The following is a 19,456-nucleotide window of genomic DNA, read 5'->3' on the forward strand; positions in this document are numbered from 1 at the left end:
ATTTAGATAAAGGTTCGTAAGTCTAGATTTTTTTGGTTCGTTTTTTCATCAATGGAAAAAATGAACAGTATAAAAGAAAACCACGTCATTTCGACTGTAAGGAGAAACCTTTAGGTTCAGCGTAGTTAAATCTTTAGGTTCAACGGAATTAAATCTCAACCCCGACCTATTTTCATTTTAGTAGAATTCAAGAATAATAACCTCTTTTTCATAAGAATAGTACTCAAAAGCTTCGAGATTTAAAGAACGACCCGACAAACCGAAGATTTATCGTAAAATTTGAAGTGAAGTTCCCGTAAAATTTTAGGTTGTTTGAGCCTAAATGAAATTTTATTCAAAGTACTACTTTTTAAAGGCGAGTTCCTAAAATTTAGAGAACGAGCAAAAAATTTAGATAAAGGTTCGTAAGTCTAGATTTTTTTGGTTCGTTTTTTCATCAATGGAAAAAATGAACAGCATAAAAGAAAACCACGTCATTTCGACTGTAAGGAGAAACCTTTAGGTTCAGCGTAGCTAAATCTCACCCCCCGACCTATTTTCATTTTAGTAGAATTCAAGAAAAAACCTCTTTTTCATAAGAATAGTACGCAAAAGCTTCGAGATTCAGGCGTGAAACGCCGCGAAGTTTTGCGTACGGTTCTGCGCAGCAGAAATTCCTATTGAAAAAGTGTCCTTTTTTGATTCGTTTTTTGGACAAGCAAAAAATGAATGGGGATGAAGAGAAAAGTTTGTTTTTCATCGATGGAAAAAAAGCACAACATAAAAGAAAACCCGTCATTGCGATCCCAATACTTCGAGAGAAGCAATCTGTGAATCGATGAGTTAAAAAACAATGAATTTTATTATACAGCCGTTTTAACTCTCAATACTCAATATTAATCCCTCAATACTCAACAAACCATACACAAATAATTTTCGACAGAAAATCCCATAAAGTTTAGGTTATTTGTAACTTTGGATTTACATAGGAAACATTCATGAAGAATATATTAGTTACAGGAGCTAATGGACAATTAGGTTCAGAGATCAAAGAATTATCATTAAACTATGAGGGTTTTAATTTCTTCTTTGAAGATTCAAAAGGCTTAGATATTACCAGTGCTGCTTTTGTTGATGATTATATAGAAAAAAACAAGATTAATGGAGTTATCAATTGCGCAGGGTATACGGCGGTAGATAAAGCAGAAGAAGACTTAGAAGAGGCTGAAAAGGTAAATGTTTTTGGAGTTGAAAACTTAGTTAACTCAATAAAAAGCAGAGGAGGAAAATTAATTCATATTTCTACCGATTATGTGTTTAATGGTGAAAGTTTTTTACCCTATAAAGAAGAAGATAATATAGCCCCTTTAGGGGTGTATGGTTCTACAAAGAGAAGAGGAGAAGAGATTGTAGAGTCTTCATCTATTGAAGCTCTCATAATTAGAACGTCATGGGTGTATTCTGCCTACGGAAATAATTTTGTAAAAACGATGATGAGGTTAGGGAAAGAAAAGGAATCACTAAATGTTGTTTATGATCAAATAGGTACTCCAACCTATGCTAGAGATTTAGCGAAAGTATGTTTACAACTTATTACTTTAGATCGAAAAATAGATAGAGATTCAAAAATATATCATTTTTCAAATGAAGGTGTTGCTTCGTGGTATGATTTTGCAAAAGCAATTATGGAGTTTGGAAACATATCATGTTCAGTAAAACCAATAGAGTCTAAAGATTACAAAACGTTAGCTAAACGACCCCATTATTCAGTATTGAATAAACAGAAAATAAAAAATGATTTTACCATAGAAATACCTTACTGGAGAGATTCTTTAAAAGAATGCATATTGAAGATTCAAAATGAAAAATAGTATGAAAAACATAGTAGTTACAGGAGGAGCAGGCTTTATAGGGTCGCATGTGGTTAGGCTATTTGTTAACAACTACCCTGAATATAATATCATCAATTTAGACCTTCTTACGTATGCAGGAAATTTAGAGAATTTAAAAGATATTGAAGGGAAACCGAATTATACGTTTGTTAAGGCTGATATTTGTGATTATGATACAGTAGCTAGTATTTTTTCAAAGCACAAGATAGATGCAGTAATTCACTTAGCGGCTGAATCGCATGTAGATCGTTCGATAAAAGATCCTTTCTCATTTGCAAGAACAAATGTAATGGGAACATTGAGCTTATTACAGGCAGCTAAAAATTATTGGGGAGGCAATTTTGAAAACAAGTTATTTTATCATGTATCTACAGATGAGGTGTATGGTTCTTTAGGTGATGAAGGTTTCTTTTTAGAAACTACAGCGTACGATCCACATTCTCCTTATTCAGCGTCAAAGGCTTCGTCAGATCATTTTGTAAGAGCTTTTTACGATACCTACGGTTTGCCTGTTGTGATTTCTAATTGTTCAAATAATTATGGTTCATACCAATTTCCCGAAAAGTTAATTCCGTTATTTATCAATAATATTTGTAATAACAAGCCTTTACCTGTGTATGGTAAAGGAGATAATGTGAGAGATTGGCTGTTTGTAAATGATCACGCAAGAGCAATTGATGTTATTTTTCATAAAGGAAAATTAGGAGATACTTATAATATAGGTGGATTCAATGAGTGGAAGAATATAGATTTAATTAGGGTATTAATAAAAACAGTAGATAAGCTTCTTGGGAGAGAAGAAGGTACTTCTGAAAAGTTAATTACTTATGTAACAGATAGAGCTGGACACGATTACCGTTACGCTATAGATTCTTCAAAATTAAAAAATGAATTAGGATGGGAACCTTCTTTACAGTTTGAAGAGGGAATTGAGAAAACGGTAAAATGGTATTTAGAAAATGAAGACTGGGTGCAACATGTTACTAGCGGAGAGTATCAAAAGTACTACCAACAAATGTATGAGTAGTAACTAAGCTATTGTAAAAAAAACACTTTTTGTCAAATCGAGCCTGTCGAAGGATAATCAAAAAAAAGGATAGGTCATCCTGTTCCGAAATTTCGGAAGATTTCAGGATCTCATCATATAGAACCGTCAAAAACAACTCCGACTTATTTTCATTTTAGTAGAATTCAAGGTTATGGAGTACAAGAGAATCCAAAGAGTTTACGGTCTGGATTCGAATACGGAATACAACGTAGAATTCAAAAAAAGGAAACTAAGTCTAGATTTTTTTGGTTCGTTTTTTCATCAATGGAAAAAATGAACAGCATAAAAGAATGTCACATCGAGTGATTTTCCGGACTATAAGGAGGAATCCCGACGCCTCGGGAGTATCGAGATGTCTTCATTATTTGAGTCATTGTGCGATGCTGAAATCTTCCGAAATTTCGGAACAGCATGACGTATCAATTTAGACATTAAGAACAAAAACTTCTCTTTTTCAAAGAATACTACTCAAAAACTTCAAGATTCAAAGAATTATCCGACCTACCGAAGATTTATCGTAAAATTTGAAGTGAAGTTCCCGTAAAATTTTAGGCTGTTTGAGCCTAAACAAAATTTTATTCAAAGTACTACTTTTTAAAGGCGAGTTCCTAAAATTTAGAGAACGAGCAAAAAATTTAGATAAAGGTTCGTAAGTCTAGATTTTTTTGGTTCGTTTTTTCATCAATGGAAAAAATGAACAGCATAAAAGAAAACCACGTCATTTCGACTGTAAGGAGAAACCTTTAGGTTCAGCGTAGCTAAATCTTTAGGTTCAACGGAATTAAATCTCAACCCCGACCTATTTTCATTTTAGTAGAATTCAAGAAAAAACCTCTTTTTCAAAGAATAGTTCTCAAAAGCTTCGAGATTTAAAGAATCACCCGACCTACCGAAAATTTATCGTAAAATTTAAAGTGAAGTTCCCGTAAAATTTTAGGCTGTTTGAGCCTAAACGAAATATTATTCAAAGTACTATTTTTTAAAGGCGAGTTCCTAAAATTTAGAGAACGAGCAAAAAATTTAGGTAAAGGTTCGTAAGTCTAGATTTTTTTGGTTCGTTTTTTCATCAATGGAAAAAATGAATAGCATAAAAGAAAACCCGTCATTTCGACCGTAGGGAGAAATCTTTGTGTTAAACGTAGCTAAACCTTAAAGTTGTAGTGATTCCATTTAATAAGATTTAGCTGCGCTAAACCTAGCGGTTTCTCACATTCGTTACCACTTAGTTCGAAATGACGCTTTGTTTGATATTTAGATTAAAACGAGGAACCTCTTTTTCATAAGAATAGTACGCAAAAGCTTCGAGATTCAGGCGTGAAACGCCGCGAAGTTTTGCGTACGGTTCTGCGCAGCAGAAATTCCTATTGAAAAAGTGTCTTTTTTTGATTCGTTTTTTGGACAAGCAAAAAATGAATGAGGGGAATAAAAAGAAAAGACCGTTACCACAAACTGATACTGAACGCAGCACCCTGAGCGTAGTCGAAGGCTAATGAAAAAAAGGGTACGTCATGCTGTTCCGAAATTTCGGAAGATTTCAGGATCTCATCATATATAACCGTCAAAAACAACCCCGACCTATTTTCATTTTAATAGAATTCAAGGTTAAGGAGTACAAGAGAATCCAAAGAGTTTACGGTCTGAATTCGAATACGAAATACAACGTAGAATTCAAAAAAAGGAAACTAAGTCTAGATTTTTTTGGTTCGTTTTTTCATCAATGGAAAAAATGAACAGCATAAAAAAAGTACGTCATTGCAATTCTAATATTTCGCGAGAAGGAATCTGTTTAAATAGTAAATAAAAAGCCGAAACTAACTTAGTTTCGGCTTTTTATTTACTGTATTTTTTAGTTTATCTCAACCTACTTAAACTAAGATCTTTATTGTATTTCACAACAAACAAACCATTATTGCTACTGCTTCCAAATACTTTTTTACGATAGTCGAATTTATTTTCTACACGTAAAGAAGCTCCCTTTTTAAAGGTAGTGTCAAGATCTTCACCAGAAGCTAAACGCATTAAGATATCGTAAGTAATATCAAACCCTTTAATAGCATAATCAGAAGGAATCGTATTATTAGCTTGTAAATATTTTTCGGTAAAAGTTTTAGTCTCTATAGCTTCTTCATCAGTATAAGTATCCGAAACATAGGTAAAGTTAATGTTTGCTAGTTTATTGTTGTCAATTCTGTAATAAGCACTTCCTTTGTTTGGAGAAAATACTTGAACATTAACTTCATCAGGTAAGCCAATCATACTATTTAAAGCGTCAGCAACTACAACATTATCTTCAGAAGCAATGATTACCCAATTATGTCTTTTTGAAGACATTTTTTTTGTAAAACGTTCTCTTTTGATATATCCTTTTTCAGGCTTTAAAATATGAATGTTGTTGATGCTGTCATGTTGTTTTAATTCAGAAACAATTTTTGAAACCAAACGATTAGATTCGTTTTTATCATCACCAACAACAAAAATTTCTTGATCTTTATAACTGTCCTTTAAATAAGAAATTAAATAGTCTGCATACCTGTTTTTTTCAGGAGCTGTTTTTACTAATTTAGAAGAAGAAAATTTTTCTTGATTATTAGAATAATGAGGGAAAATTACAGGAACATTCACTCCTTTAGCAACAACTTCAGCTTTGTCTGAGTAAAAAGTGACCAATAACCACATCTGTATTTTCTAATTTATTTTCATTTAGAATAGCCTCAATGTTATTTCCTCTGTTACCAGTGTCAAAAACATTAACATGTACATTTACTCCTTGTTTTTTGATAGAATCAATAGCGATTTCTGCACCCATATAAAAATCGGTTACCATATTTGCTAATTGATTTTTTTCAAAAATATCTTTACTTGATTTTTCTACATACTCATCTGCTCTAAAAGGAAGTAAGATAGCTAAGTTGATAGAAGTATCTTCTTCGATAAAGTCTTTGTAAAAAGTATAATTTTCAGCTTCGTTTACTTCTTCAATAGGTTTTATTTTTAATAATTGCCCAATTGATAGTTTGTTATCTGCTAAATCAGGATATTCAGGATTTAAACGTAAAATATCTTCTTTTGAAACATTGTAAAAACGTGTTAAACTATACATGGTTTCTTTGCTTTTAACCGTGTGGGTTAAAAATTTTGCTAAAACCTCTTCTTTGTCAATAGTAATCGTTTTTTTAATTTCTCTGACTTTTAATACTTGACCAATACTCAAATTGTTACTTTCAATATTGGTGTATTCAGGGTTGTATTTAAGTAAGTCGTCTTTGGTAATTCCATACTGTTTGGTGATTCGGTATACGGTTTCACCTTTTTGTACCTCATGAGTTTCGTACTCAATAATGGTTTGTTGATAAACAGTATCATTTTCTTCAGGTTCAGAAATTGAATCTTCAATAGTTTCAATAGTGGTTGGTTCTTCTTCTGAAGAAGGAGTAGATGTAGAAGTACTATTTTTAAGCTTAGGATTTGGAATTACAATTACCGTATTTGCTTCTGGACGTCTGCTAACATCAGGATTTAAACGTAATAAATCTTTTGTTTTCATGTCCAAACGATCAGCAATGTCGCGCATCGTTTCGCCTTCTTGAACTTTATACGATACATAACGTTTTTGCTGTCCGCAAGAAACGGTAAAAGTTAAAATACAAACTAATAGTAAAAACTGTAATTTCTTCATCTACTCTTTTTTTATTTTAAATTAATTGAAGGGGGTTATTCCCATTCAATTGTTGCTGGTGGTTTAGAACTGATGTCATACACAACTCTATTCACACCTTTTACATTATTTATTATTTTATTCGACGTTTTTTGTAAAAACTCATAAGGTAAATTTACCCAATCAGCGGTCATACCGTCGGTACTTTCAACTGCTCTTAACGCAACTACCTTTTCATAGGTTCTTTCATCACCCATCACTCCAACTGAGTTTACTGGTAATAAAATAGCACCTGCTTGCCATACTTTATCGTACAGTCCGCTTTCTTTTAATCCGTTGATGAACACTGCATCGACTTCTTGCAAAATACGAACTTTTTCTGCAGTGATGTCTCCTAAGATTCTGATAGCTAAACCAGGACCTGGGAAAGGGTGACGACCTAATAATTCTGGGTCAATTCCCATAGATGCACCTACACGACGAACTTCGTCTTTAAAAATCATACGTAAAGGCTCTACTACTTTCAACTTCATGAAATCTGGTAAACCACCTACGTTATGGTGACTCTTAATGGTTGCTGATGGTTCACCGTTTACAGAAACTGATTCAATTACATCAGGATATATTGTTCCTTGTGCTAACCATTTTGCATCTTCTATTTGGTGTGCTTCATCATCAAAAACATCGATAAAAACTTTACCGATAGCTTTACGTTTTGCTTCTGGGTCACTTAATCCAGCTAACTCGCCCAAAAAGCGTGCCGAAGCATCAACTCCTTTAACGTTTAGTCCCATGCCTTCGTATTGTTTTAATACGTCGGTAAACTCATTTTTACGTAATAACCCGTTGTTTACGAAAATACAGTGTAAGTTACTTCCAATAGCCTTGTGTAATAAAACAGCAGCTACGGTAGAATCTACTCCTCCAGATAATCCTAAAACAACTTTATCATTGCCTATTTTAGCTTTCAACTCAGCAACAGTTTCATCTACAAATGAATCTGGTGTCCAAGTTTGAGCAACTCCAGCTATACTAACTAAAAAGTTTTGTAATAATTGTTTACCATCAGTAGAATGATATACTTCTGGGTGGAATTGTATTGCATAGGTAGTTTCACCTTCAATCTTATAAGCTGCATTTTCAACATCGTGCGTGCTGGCTAATAAGGTTCCTCCAGTAGGTAATTCTTTAATGGTGTCTGAGTGACTCATCCAAACTTGACTTCCTTGAGAAATTCCTTTAAAGAATTCTTCACCTTCTTTAATGAAAGATAAGTTAGCTCTACCATACTCACGAGTATTTGAAGGAGCTACCAATCCGCCAGAAAAATGCGCTAAGTACTGTGCTCCATAACAAACCGCTAATAAAGGTTTTTTACCTCTAATTTCAGATAAATCTGGATGTGGAGCTTCTTCAGAACGAACCGATGACGGACTTCCAGAAAGGATAACAGCTTTAAAATCGTTTAAATTTTGTGGTATTTTGTTGTAAGGGTGAATTTCACAATAGATGTTTAATTCTCTTACGCGGCGCGCAATTAACTGCGTGTATTGCGATCCGAAATCTAATATAAGTACGTTGTGTTGTTGCATGCGCAAAAATAGTACTTACATTTTAGATTTGCGAGAATATTTAACAAGAAATTCTTCCTATTTAAGAAACTTTAATACTTGTAAACAACAGCGTTAATATTCATACCTGCTCCAACAGAGGCAAGAATGATGACATCACCTTTTTTTACTTCTTGGTTTTCAATATTTCCTTTTAACACCAAATCAAGTAGGGTAGGGACGGTTGCTACAGAACTATTACCTAATTTATGAATACTCATAGGCATAACACCTTCAGGAATTGGTTTCTTATACAGACGATAAAAACGTTTGATGATGGCTTCATCCATTTTTTCATTTGCTTGATGAATAAAAACTTTTTTAACATCATCAATTGAAACGCCACTTTTATCTAAAGCAGTTTGCATGGCTTTAGGTACATTGGTTAAGGCAAATTCGTAAATTTTTCGTCCGTGCATTTTAATGTAACGAACATCTTTGTCTTTGCTTTTATCGTTAGAATTTCCGAAGAATAAATAATAAGCTTCATCTTTGGTGAAGGTTTGTGAAGCATGACTTAAAATTCCACTGTCATTTTTATCAGTAGCTTCAACAATACAAGCACCTGCGCCATCGCTATAAATCATAGAGTCTCGATCATTGATGTCAACGACTCTCGATAAGGTTTCACCGCCAATGACTAAACATTTTTTTGCGATACCAGCTTTGATAAAAGCTTGCGCTTGAATAACACCTTCCACCCAACCAGGGCAACCAAATAAAATGTCGTAAGCAACACAGTTTGGATTTTCAATTTGTAGTAAATATTTTACACGAGTAGCTAAACTAGGTAGGATATCACTTTGAATAGCGTCTTTTTTTACATCCCCAAAATTATGTGCAAAAATAATGTAATCTAATTCCTCTGGATTAATATTAGCATCTTCAATGGCTTTTTTAGCAGCAAAATAACCTAAATCAGAGGCTTTGTACTCGTCTTTTGCATAACGGCGTTCTTCAATACCCGTAATGGATTTGAATTTTTCAATAATTATAGGGTTAGGGTTATCAAACGAGGTTCCGTCTGCATTTAAAAATACATGATTGTTAAAGTTAGCATTCTCTTTTTTTATAGAGGGGATGAACGAACCTGTTCCTGTAATTACTGAGTGTTTCATTGAAATAAATGATTTTTTAGGGTTGAGTAATTACAAATAAAGCATTTTTATTGAGGATAACCCTTTTATGAAGAAGCTATTTTAAAGATTTGTTAGATTCTTAAAAAATGGAGTTTAAATTGTTTTTTTAGGAATTAGGAAACGTCTTTTTTGTGATTTTGATGTCTGGTAACTTTATAAATAAGAACTATCAAAGGAAAATGGTAGTAACGAAAGTAACGATTCCGTTTTTACAATTTGTCCAACTTCTCCCATGAAAAGTATTTCAATAGGTTGTTTTTGATTGATTTCGTATTCTGATAAGGTTTGTCGACAAGCACCACAAGGACCGACAGGTTTATCAACTGTTGAGTTTTCAGAAGCAGCGGTAATGGCTATTTTTTTTACTTTCATATTCGGATACTCAGAACCTGCTTTCCAAATAGCCACACGTTCGGCACACATACCTGAAGGATACGCTGCACTTTCTTGATTGTTTCCTAAAATGATCTCTCCGTTGTCAAGCAGTAAAGCAGCACCAACATTAAATTTTGAATAAGGAGCATAGGCTTTTTGTCTGGCTTCAACTGCTTTTTCTAATAAGAAAGCATCTTCGGTTGACAATTGAGAGATATCATCAAACAACGTAGCGGAGGTGTTTATAGTAATTTTCTTCATAGTGAATAAATTAGTCAAAAAAAGCAGTCGGTTAGACTGCTTTTGTATTCTGATACGAATTTATAAAAAAAATATGAGTTTTAATAAATTTCATAAAGCTCTCCTAAATCAAAAGAAAGAGAAAAGCGTAAGGTGTTTTCTAAAGGGTTGTTAACCTCAGATGTATTAATTAAATATGATAAGTCAATATTAAATGCTTTAGTGGTAAAACCAGTACCTAATGTAAAATACTGACGTTGTCCTTTTTTTGGACTCTCATGGAAATACCCTGTTCTTAAAGCAAAAGAATTATTGTATAAATATTCAGCGCCTAAAGCCCAAGTGGTTTCTTGTAATTCTTCCTCAAAGCTTCTATCACCTAATGAAGTAAACATTCCTTCAAACCACCCTCTATCCGAATTAGGATTAGAAGGAACTAATAGTTTTGTGAATTCTAAATTCAATCCGAAGATATTCATATCATCAAAAATAAAATCGAATCCACCACCAATTTTAGCGTTTGTAGGAATAAAGTTTGGTACTCCAGGAGTATACTCTACTTTTGGACCGATGTTCGCAATGTTAAATCCTAATCGGTAACGACCATTAAAACTTCCGTAGTTTGCTTCTTTTGATTGGTAATACCCAGAAACATCTACTGCAAAAGAGTTAACAGCTTCTATGCTAGAATCATTACTTCTAATTTTATAATTAGAATGCACGTATTTAAGACCAATACCCATAGAGAAGGTTTCACTCAGTTTTAACGAGTAAATTCCTGTAATAGCTAGTTCGTTTGGTTTTTCTGTACCGTTAGAAACACCTCCTAGGTCATATAGAGCTACTTCTCCTAAAGAAAAATATTTTAAGTCTATTCCCCAAGCTGATTTTTCACTATACCTATTTACATAAGAACCACCACCTACAAAAATATCATCAGTAAGGTTTCTAAGCCATGGGGTGTAGTTAACACCAAGGCTAATTCTATTTTGATTAAAAGCAGTTTTTGCAGGGTTGTGAAAAATTGCAAAAGCATCTGAAGATGTTGCAACACCAATGTCTCCCATACCACCAGCGCGAGCATCGGGTGTAATCAATAAAAACGGCATTGCCGTTGTGTTTATTGACGTTTCATTTTGGGCCTGTACTTTGTTTTGAAGGGTAAAGCACACAAAAAATAATACGATCGATAATTTTTTCATGTAAAATTTGATTAATTGTTTAGCAAATATATAACTTTAATTGAAGGATTATCGGGGCTGTAATAGGAAACTTACGTATTTCTAATTACTTTAATTCTGTAGTACATTAACGACAAGATAAAGAATATATTATATAAGGTGTTTTAATTTGTCTTTTTTTAGAATGTGAGAAATAATGAAGTTAAACAACCTTTATTTTAATCTTTTTCTTAGATTCGTAATACTAAAGTTTTAAATACATCGTTTGTAATCTTGCAAGGCTAAGGTTGCGAAAAGAGAATTTGTGACTAAATTAGTTGTAAGAAATTAGAAATATTGTAAATTGCGACACCCTTAAAAAACAGTTTAAAATACATGAAAAGTACGTTAAAATTATTTAGTTTATTAGCGATCACCGGCTTGCTGATTACTTCTTGTAAGAGTAATGGAGGTAGCGGTTCAAGTAAGTCCTCTCTAACTGGTTGGAACTTTAACGATCCTAGTTATGGTGGTTATTTAAAAGGGAAGTACAAAGAAGGTAAAAATGTTCCCCCAGGAATGGTTCATATTGAAGGTGGTACCTTTACTATGGGACTAGTACAAGACGACGTAATGTTTGATTGGAATACAACACCTCAAAAAATGCACGTACGTTCTTTTTATATGGATGAAGTAGAGGTAACCAATGCAGAATATGGTTTGTTTATGCAATATACCAAAGATGTATTTCCTCCAGAAGATCCTCAATTCAAAGATATTTATCCTTCAATCTTACCAGATACTTTAGTTTGGAGAAAAGGTTTAGGAAACACAAACTTATTATCTGAAAGTTATTTACGTCACCCATCGTATGCAGAATATCCTGTGGTTGGGGTTAGCTGGATTCAAGCTAATAAATACTGTAAGTGGCGTACCAATGCATTGAACTTGAAAATTTTAATGGATAAAGGGGTGATTAAAAACATCTTTAAAGACGATTCATTAAGCTTCAGAGGACAAAATAATTTTGATACGGATACCTATTTAACTGATCCGTATGCAATTTTTGATGGAGATTCTACTATCTATAAAAAAGGTATTCCTGTACCAAGAGTAAAAGGAGAGCCAAAACCAGCGAAGGGATCGTTTACAGGAAGACAAGTAACTTCTTCTGATGGTATTTTAGCTCAGAAATTCAGACTTCCTACGGAAGTTGAATGGGAATATGCTGCAAAAGCTATTTTTGAAAACCGTGAGTATAACAACATTAGAGGTAGAAAAAAATATGCTTGGAGTGGAAAATATACACGTGATAGAGATAAGCGTAGAAGAGGAGATCAGTTAGCTAACTTTAAGCAAGGAAAAGGGGACTATAGTGGTATTGCTGGATGGAGTAGTGATGGTTCTGATATTCCTAACGCAGTAAGAAGTTACCCTCCAAACGCATTCGGTTTATACGATATGTCTGGTAACGTTGCTGAATGGGTAGAAGATGTATACAGACCAATTATCGATTCAGAAGCAAATGACTTCAACTACTTTAGAGGAAATATCTTTACGAAGAAGTTAATTAACGAAGAAGGTAAAGTTGTAATCGTTGGAGATGGAGAAGTAGAGTATGATACTTTAGAAAATGGAAGAATCGTACCTAAAGACTTACCAGGAAGTGTGAAGTATATTCCAATTACTAAGGAAGATACTTACATGAGAAGAAACTATAACTTAGCGAATAACTCTAGTTTAGGAGATGGAGATCAAGCTTCTTCTAAGTTCTACGGATTAGATAAAGATCAACTAGATCGTTCTTCTAGAATGTATAACTCTCCTCAAAAACCAGAAGCAGAAGTAGATTCTTTAGGAAATGCTATTGAGAATTACAAATATGACGATAAGAGAAGAACTACGTTGATTAGTGATAAGTCTAGAGTGTATAAAGGAGGTTCTTGGGCTGATAGAGAATATTGGTTAGATCCTGCCCAAAGAAGATATTTCCCAGAATATATGGCAACTAACTACATCGGATTTAGATGTGCTACTGACAAAATGGGGCCAATGGTGTTAAACAAAAGAAAAACTGCAACACCAGATAAAATAAAATAAGTACAGTTTTAATTATAGAAAAAACCTCATTGAATCTCAATGAGGTTTTTTTATTTTTACAAGATGAAGATTGAAGACTTATACCAGTTATATAGCATTTATGGGTTAGTGGATACTGATACCAGAAATATTAGACAAAACACAATGTTCTTTGCCTTGAAAGGAGAGAATTTTAATGGAAATAAATTTGCTGAAGAAGCATTAGCAAACGGAGCGAGTTACGCTGTAGTTGATGAAGCTGCATATAATACTTCTGAAAAGACTATTCTGGTAGACGATGTTTTAGAAACGCTTCAAAAGTTGGCGAATTACCATCGTAATCAATTAGGGTTGCCTATTATCGCGTTGACAGGAAGTAACGGTAAAACAACAACCAAAGAACTAATCAATGCGGTACTTTCAACAAAGTATAAAACGACTGCTACGGTAGGAAATTTGAACAATCATATTGGTGTTCCATTGACTTTATTGTCAATGAATAAAGATACTGAAATTGGTATCGTAGAAATGGGAGCGAATCATCATAAAGAAATCGCTTTTCTATCAGAAATCGCAGCACCAGATTACGGATATATAACTAATTTTGGAAGCGCACATTTAGAAGGTTTTGGTTCGCTTGAAGGTGTGGTAAAAGCAAAATCTGAACTGTATGATTATCTTAGAAAACACAACAAAAAAGTAATCGTCAATCCTAATGATGCTAAACAGATGGAGCGTACCAAAGGTATGGATAGTGTATGGTTTAGCGAGGATATTAAGTATTTAGAGGCAGATCCGTTAGTCCGATTTTCTTATCAAGATAAAACAATAACAAGCAATTTAATAGGAGCATATAATTTTGCGAATATCTCAGCAGCGATTACCATAGGTAATTATTTTGAAGTTACTTCGGAACAGATTAAACAAGCAATTGAAGGTTATATTCCGTCAAATAACAGATCGCAAGTTATTAAGACAGAGAGTAACACCATAATTTTAGATGCTTATAATGCGAATCCAACTAGTATGAAAGCTGCTTTAGAGAGTTTTAAAGCACTTAAATCTGCTCATAAAACAATTATTATAGGTGACATGTTTGAATTAGGATCGTATAGTTCAAAAGAACATCAAAATATTGTAGACATAGCTAAAGAATTTAATTTCAACAACGTATTCTTAGTAGGAGAAAACTTTTACAAAACCACTACTGACTTCAAAAAGTTTAAAACTTTTTCAGAGTTAGCAGAGTATTTGAAATTAAACCCTATAAATAAGAGCACAGTCTTAGTAAAAGGATCAAGAGGAATGGCTCTTGAAAGAGTAGTTGAGTTTTGTTAAAAGGTGTTGTTTCTATGAAATTCTACTAAGTTATCAATAGGACGTTGGATAACATCAGTAATAACTAGCTTATTTTTTGTAGCCACTTTTTCTAAGATGTCTCTGAAATAGTAGGCAACAGAACCAATAAAATAAATTGGGGTTTTTGAGTCTTTTTCAAAAGGAAGTATTCTGTAGTAAAAAAAGTCTTGAAACCCTTTTTTTATCATTCTTCGGATGTATTTTTCTTCTTTGTATTCAAACATAAATCGAGCGAAAGAAGCCAAATACATATTAGCGTTTGGTTTTCTGTACAAGTTCATTTTTACGATATCCGTATCTAATTCAAAAGAAGTTTCAAATGCAGTAGCTATTTTTTTAGGCATTTTTTTGTAGTAATAATCACGTAGCAATTGCTTTCCGAAGTAATTCCCACTAGCTTCATCCATTAGCGTGTAACCAAGTGAAGGAGCAGTAGTAATCATTTTTTTTCCATCAAAATAACAACTATTAGAACCTGTTCCTAAAATACAAACTATACCAGGGTTGTTTCCAGAACTAGCGTAAACAGCAGCTAGCGTGTCCTCAGAAATAAAAACGGTAGCTTTCTCAAAAATGGATTTTAAAACTTGTTGTAAATTTTCCGCAGCTTTGGGGCTACCACAACCGGCTCCATAGAAATGAATTTGTTGCACTTCGTTTTGTATTGAAAGTAATTCTTCTGTACTGTTAATCGTACGGAGCATTTCTTCTTTTGTTAATACAGAAGGGTTCAAGCCTAAAGAAGTAGTTCTAAAAACTTCTTTTTTGTCATTGTTAAGCGTAATCCAATCGGCTTTTGTAGAGCCGCCATCAGCAATTAAAATCATATTATTCGTCTGTTACAGCCCAAAGATATAGCATCATAATGAGATGACAGCGATTAATTTAATCTTGAACAAAAAAAGGAATGGATTTTGATACTACACAATACATATTATTCGTTTATTTTTGTAGTTAAATAGATATTTCGCCTTATTATGTTTTTTTTAAAGAAAAAGGAACTTCCATTACATGAAGTTTTTCCGGATGGTTTTGTAGATATTCACTCACATTTGTTGCCTGGAATAGATGATGGAGCTAAAGATTTAGAGAATTCAATTTCGTTAATTTCTAAGATGTATTCTTACGGAATTAAAAACTTTATAACAACGCCTCACGTTTTGGGAGATGTATATCCGAATTCTTCTGAAACGATAAAGAATAAGCTAGAAGAGGTGAGAATTGAGTTGAAAAAGCAAGGGTTTAGTGATGTAAATATAAATGCTGCTGCTGAATATATGATGGATGAACGTTTTGTAGAACGATTAAAAGCAGATGATATTTTAACATTAAAAGATAATTATATATTAGTTGAAATGTCTTACTTCAATGCTCCGTATAACTTATATGACATCTTGTTCGAAATTCAGCTAAAAGGGTATAAACCTGTTTTAGCACATCCAGAACGCTATAATTTTTATCATGGCGATTTTCAGAACTTTTATAAATTAAAAAAAGCAGGTTGTGTTTTTCAATTGAATTTATTGTCGTTAACGGAACAATATGGAAAAGGCGTACAAAAAACAGCTCAGAAGTTATTAAGCGAGAATATGTATGATTTTGTAGGGACAGATACGCATCATCATAATCATTTAAAGCTTTTACAAAAAATAGGGAATGTGAAAATAAAAAATCAAATAGAACATTTATTAAATAACAATAAAAAGTTTATACAAAAAAAGGAAGCTATTTAAGCTTCCTTTTTTATTTAGTCATTAGAGATTAACTAAATATTTTTTTATACCAAGGTTTATTGTCTTCTTCGTTAGCACCGTAACCGTAGCCATAACCATATCCGTAACCATATCCATAACCACGTTTTAAGTCTGTGTCATTTAAAATGATTGCTAGGTTAGGTAATTTTTTGTCTTTATATAAGGTCTGAGGAACAATCAACATTCGTTTGTCTAAATAATTAGCTCGAGCTACATACATAACAAGATCTGAGTATTTAGCTATTAATAAAGTGTCAGTAACCAAACTAACAGGTGCAGTATCTATAATCACATAATCGTAATCTGCTTCTAATTCAGCGAATAAACGTTCTACCTTTTCAGTCATTAGCAGTTCAGCTGGGTTAGGAGGAATAGCACCTGAAGAGATAATATCTAAATTAGGGATTTCATCAATAGAAAACTTTAATGAATCTATCGTAATACTATCATCTGTAATATAATTCGTAACTCCTTTTCTTTCAGGAAGTTCAAGGTATTCTGTAATTTTAGGAGCTCTTAAGTCTAATCCGGCAAGTACAACTTTTTTTCCAGATAAAGATAGAGAAGCAGCTAAGTTTATTGAAGTAAACGATTTCCCTTCTCCACTGGTTGTTGATGTTACAAAGATTACTTTACCTTTATTTTCATCTTTGTTAGAAAGCATAAAGTCAAGGTTCGTTCTTATTAATCTGAAAGCTTCAGCAGTACCAGAACGGGCACTAGAATTGATGACGATCTTTTCTTTTGTTTCAGAATGTGGAATATCCCCTAAGAAAGGTATTGAGGTTAAATCTGCAATATCTTTTCTTGTATGAACTTTTGTATCTAATAAATCCCTTAAGTAAATAATAATGAAAGGAATAATTAAGCCCAGTAATAATGCGGCTAAATAAATAATTTTTTTCTTAGGACTCACAGGAATATCAGAACCGTAAGCTTTATCAATAATTTTAGCATTAGGAACCGCAGTAGCAGTTAAAGAAATAGCTGTTTCTTCTTTTTTCTTTAATAAGTAAGAATATAAACCTGCAATAATTTCTTTTTGTCTAGCGATATCTAAAAACTCTCTTTCTTTTGTAGGGATAGAAGAAATTTTAGTATCAAATCGGTTAGCTTCACGCTGCAAGCTACCTACTTTTATTTGTAAAGATCTAACAGTATTTTCAAGACTTCTTTTTAAAGAACTTCTTAAGCTAGCTAGGTTTTCTTGAACATTTATAAGTACAGTATTTTTTGATCCAGCACTTTTCTCTAAACGTTTTAGTTGAGTCATTAACTGGTTGTACTCATTTATAGAACTTCCAATATTTGAGTCTGATAAACCTAAGTTGGCAGGTAAATAATCATTGTTGTCTAACTCTTTGTTTAAAGATTTTGCTAGGCTTAATTCTGTAGAGGCTTCAATTAATTTTTTGCGATTCTCTGTGTTGGTTTGCAAGACTAATTGAGCTTCAGACTCGATATCAGTTATGTTATTTTTATCCTTAAAAGTCTTAACATTATCATCAAGTCTTCCTAGTTCTGAAGCAACATTACTTAGGCGTTCTGAAATAAAACTATTTGTTTTTTCTGAAACTTCTTTTTTATCATTAATAGCATCTAAATTATACTGTCTAACCAACTCATCTAAGATGTCTTCAGCTTTTTCTTTTATAGAAGATTGTAAGGATAATTTTAAAACACTAGACTTTTTACTAATAGGCGCAATGTTAATTGCTTGTTGGTAACCATCAATCACTTTATTTATAGAACGTACAACTATTTTTACAGCATTTCCAGTTTTTTCGTCTTTAAATACTGAAGATTTTTCTATTTTAAAACTTCCTAAAGTAGTGCTTTCTATAGTTTTACTGAATTCATTTTCAGAAATAATATAACCATTTATATCTTTTAAACGAAACCTATCTGCCGATAAAACTTCAACATTAAAAGTAGTATCAACTTCATGTAAAGCTGTAGATGAAGAATCAATTTGAGTGAAAATAATAGGGCTATTTTTATAAACTTCAGATTCTTTAATTCTACCCTCAGTTAGGTAACTAATGTTTAAATTTAAAGTTTGAATAACGTCATTGATAAGTTTACGAGATTTTATAATTTCAATCTCATTATCAATATTTTTACTAGAACCACCAACAATTCCTAAATCTTCAAAAGCGGCAAGTTCTTCTGAAATACCACCTTGTTTATCATTTTTTATTAAAATGGTAGTAGCAGCGCTGTATTTAGGAGTACTATATCGTAAAAATAAAAAAGCACCTATTAGTGTTAATAATACACCTAAAGCAAACCATTTCCAATGAATTAAGTATTTTTCTAATTCAGCTCTAATATTAATTGTGTCGTTTTCTTCTAACTGTGGAGAATACTGTTCGTTGCTCATAGCAATATTATCTTGTAAGGATTGAAATTAATGAAATGACTACGGAACCTAAAGAAATAAAAAGACCTGTGTTTTTATTATAAGCTGCGTCTTGAGATGAAGATCTGTTAGGTTCTACATAAACCACATCATTTTGTTGTAAATAATAAGCAGGAGAGTTGAAAACCTCGTTAGAGCGTAAATCTAACTTATAACTCTTTATTTCGTTATTTTCCTCTCTTTTAACTTCAATCGTTCTAATTCCTGACATGTTTAAATCACCTGCTAAACCAACAGCTTCTAATACTGAAATTCGTTCATTTGGTATGGTAAATCTCCCTGGCATTTTAACATCACCTAATACGGTAATTGAAAAGTTAGTGATTTTAATATTTATGGTAGGGTTTTTAACGTAATCAGGTGACAACTTGTTTTTTAACAATTCGATAGCTTCTGTTCTAGATAATCCAGCTAATTTCAATCTTCCTAGTACAGGGAAGTCTATGAATCCCTCATTATCAATAAGGTATGTTTGTTGTTGTGGTGTTCCAACAGCTCTGTCTGTAGTTGTAGCAAAGGTAACAGCAGGTAAATTAAAAGGTTTTACAGCTTCTAAATCTAAAGCAGAAATAGTGATTTGAAGCAAATCATCAGCTTTGAAAACAGTTTTATAAGTTGTGTTTGTTTTCGATTGATCAACTTGATCTTTTTGAAAATAAACTATCTCTTTTCTTGAAGCACAAGAAGTTATAGTTACTACAATAAAAGCTAAAACAATTTTTTTAATTCTTTGCATTGATTAAA

General features: G+C 32.7%; 14 protein-coding genes. 5 read left to right on the top strand and 9 right to left on the bottom strand.

Annotation, left to right across the window (positions count from 1 at the left end; genetic code table 11):
• Positions 1–977: 977 nt before the first annotated feature.
• Positions 978–1,850, top strand: coding sequence for a dTDP-4-dehydrorhamnose reductase (gene rfbD, locus AC3VI6_RS08565; protein ID WP_497705870.1), 873 nt, complete (start codon positions 978–980; stop codon positions 1,848–1,850).
• Position 1,851: 1 nt separating this feature from the next.
• A complete protein-coding gene (gene rfbB / locus AC3VI6_RS08570; protein ID WP_497705871.1) occupies positions 1,852–2,898 on the top strand; it encodes a dTDP-glucose 4,6-dehydratase in 1,047 nt (348 codons plus the stop codon).
• A gap of 1,872 nt (positions 2,899–4,770) precedes the next feature.
• Here rfbB and AC3VI6_RS08575 read toward each other — a convergent pair.
• From AC3VI6_RS08575 to porV, 6 genes are all read right to left on the bottom strand, one after another.
• Complete coding sequence (locus tag AC3VI6_RS08575) at positions 4,771–5,595, bottom strand: hypothetical protein (RefSeq protein WP_497705872.1); 825 nt, start codon at positions 5,593–5,595, stop codon at positions 4,771–4,773.
• Entirely contained in the window at positions 5,558–6,595 is a 1,038-nt protein-coding gene (locus AC3VI6_RS08580; protein ID WP_497705873.1) for a LysM peptidoglycan-binding domain-containing protein, read from the bottom strand. The genes AC3VI6_RS08575 and AC3VI6_RS08580 overlap by 38 nt, the downstream gene beginning before the upstream one ends.
• 35 nt (positions 6,596–6,630) lie before the next feature.
• Positions 6,631–8,166: a glutamine-hydrolyzing GMP synthase gene (gene guaA / locus AC3VI6_RS08585; RefSeq protein WP_497705874.1), complete on the bottom strand. Its 1,536-nt coding sequence runs from the start codon at positions 8,164–8,166 to the stop codon at positions 6,631–6,633.
• A gap of 71 nt (positions 8,167–8,237) precedes the next feature.
• On the bottom strand, positions 8,238–9,302 hold the full coding sequence (locus AC3VI6_RS08590) for a 3-oxoacyl-ACP synthase III family protein (RefSeq protein ID WP_497705875.1): 1,065 nt from the start codon (positions 9,300–9,302) through the stop codon (positions 8,238–8,240).
• Between the two features lie 174 nt (positions 9,303–9,476).
• The gene (gene cdd / locus AC3VI6_RS08595) at positions 9,477–9,959 is read right to left on the bottom strand and encodes a cytidine deaminase (RefSeq protein WP_497705876.1); all 483 of its coding nucleotides are present in this window, start codon (positions 9,957–9,959) and stop codon (positions 9,477–9,479) included.
• 80 nt (positions 9,960–10,039) lie between these two features.
• A complete protein-coding gene (gene porV / locus AC3VI6_RS08600; protein WP_497705877.1) occupies positions 10,040–11,140 on the bottom strand; it encodes a type IX secretion system outer membrane channel protein PorV in 1,101 nt (366 codons plus the stop codon).
• Positions 11,141–11,494: 354 nt separating this feature from the next.
• On the opposite strand from porV, the gene gldJ reads away from it, so the two are divergent.
• Positions 11,495–13,198 carry a gliding motility lipoprotein GldJ gene (gene gldJ, locus AC3VI6_RS08605; RefSeq protein WP_274635211.1) on the top strand — a complete coding sequence of 568 codons (1,704 nt, stop codon included), beginning with the start codon at positions 11,495–11,497 and terminating at the stop codon, positions 13,196–13,198.
• Between the two features lie 63 nt (positions 13,199–13,261).
• The gene (locus tag AC3VI6_RS08610; RefSeq protein ID WP_497705878.1) at positions 13,262–14,515 is read left to right on the top strand and encodes a UDP-N-acetylmuramoyl-tripeptide--D-alanyl-D-alanine ligase; all 1,254 of its coding nucleotides are present in this window, start codon (positions 13,262–13,264) and stop codon (positions 14,513–14,515) included.
• On the opposite strand, the gene AC3VI6_RS08615 is transcribed toward AC3VI6_RS08610, so the two are convergent.
• Positions 14,512–15,363 carry an N-acetylglucosamine kinase gene (locus tag AC3VI6_RS08615; protein WP_497705879.1) on the bottom strand — a complete coding sequence of 284 codons (852 nt, stop codon included), beginning with the start codon at positions 15,361–15,363 and terminating at the stop codon, positions 14,512–14,514. The genes AC3VI6_RS08610 and AC3VI6_RS08615 overlap by 4 nt on opposite strands.
• 150 nt (positions 15,364–15,513) lie before the next feature.
• On the opposite strand from AC3VI6_RS08615, the gene AC3VI6_RS08620 reads away from it, so the two are divergent.
• Entirely contained in the window at positions 15,514–16,269 is a 756-nt protein-coding gene (locus tag AC3VI6_RS08620; RefSeq protein ID WP_497705880.1) for a tyrosine-protein phosphatase, read from the top strand.
• A gap of 28 nt (positions 16,270–16,297) precedes the next feature.
• Here AC3VI6_RS08620 and AC3VI6_RS08625 read toward each other — a convergent pair whose 3' ends face one another.
• Positions 16,298–18,673 carry a GumC family protein gene (locus AC3VI6_RS08625; protein ID WP_497705881.1) on the bottom strand — a complete coding sequence of 792 codons (2,376 nt, stop codon included), beginning with the start codon at positions 18,671–18,673 and terminating at the stop codon, positions 16,298–16,300.
• Between the two features lie 7 nt (positions 18,674–18,680).
• Positions 18,681–19,448, bottom strand: coding sequence for a polysaccharide biosynthesis/export family protein (locus AC3VI6_RS08630; RefSeq protein WP_497705882.1), 768 nt, complete (start codon positions 19,446–19,448; stop codon positions 18,681–18,683).
• Positions 19,449–19,456 lie beyond the last annotated feature (8 nt).

It is taken from the genome of Tenacibaculum sp. TB-56 (assembly GCF_059716275.2).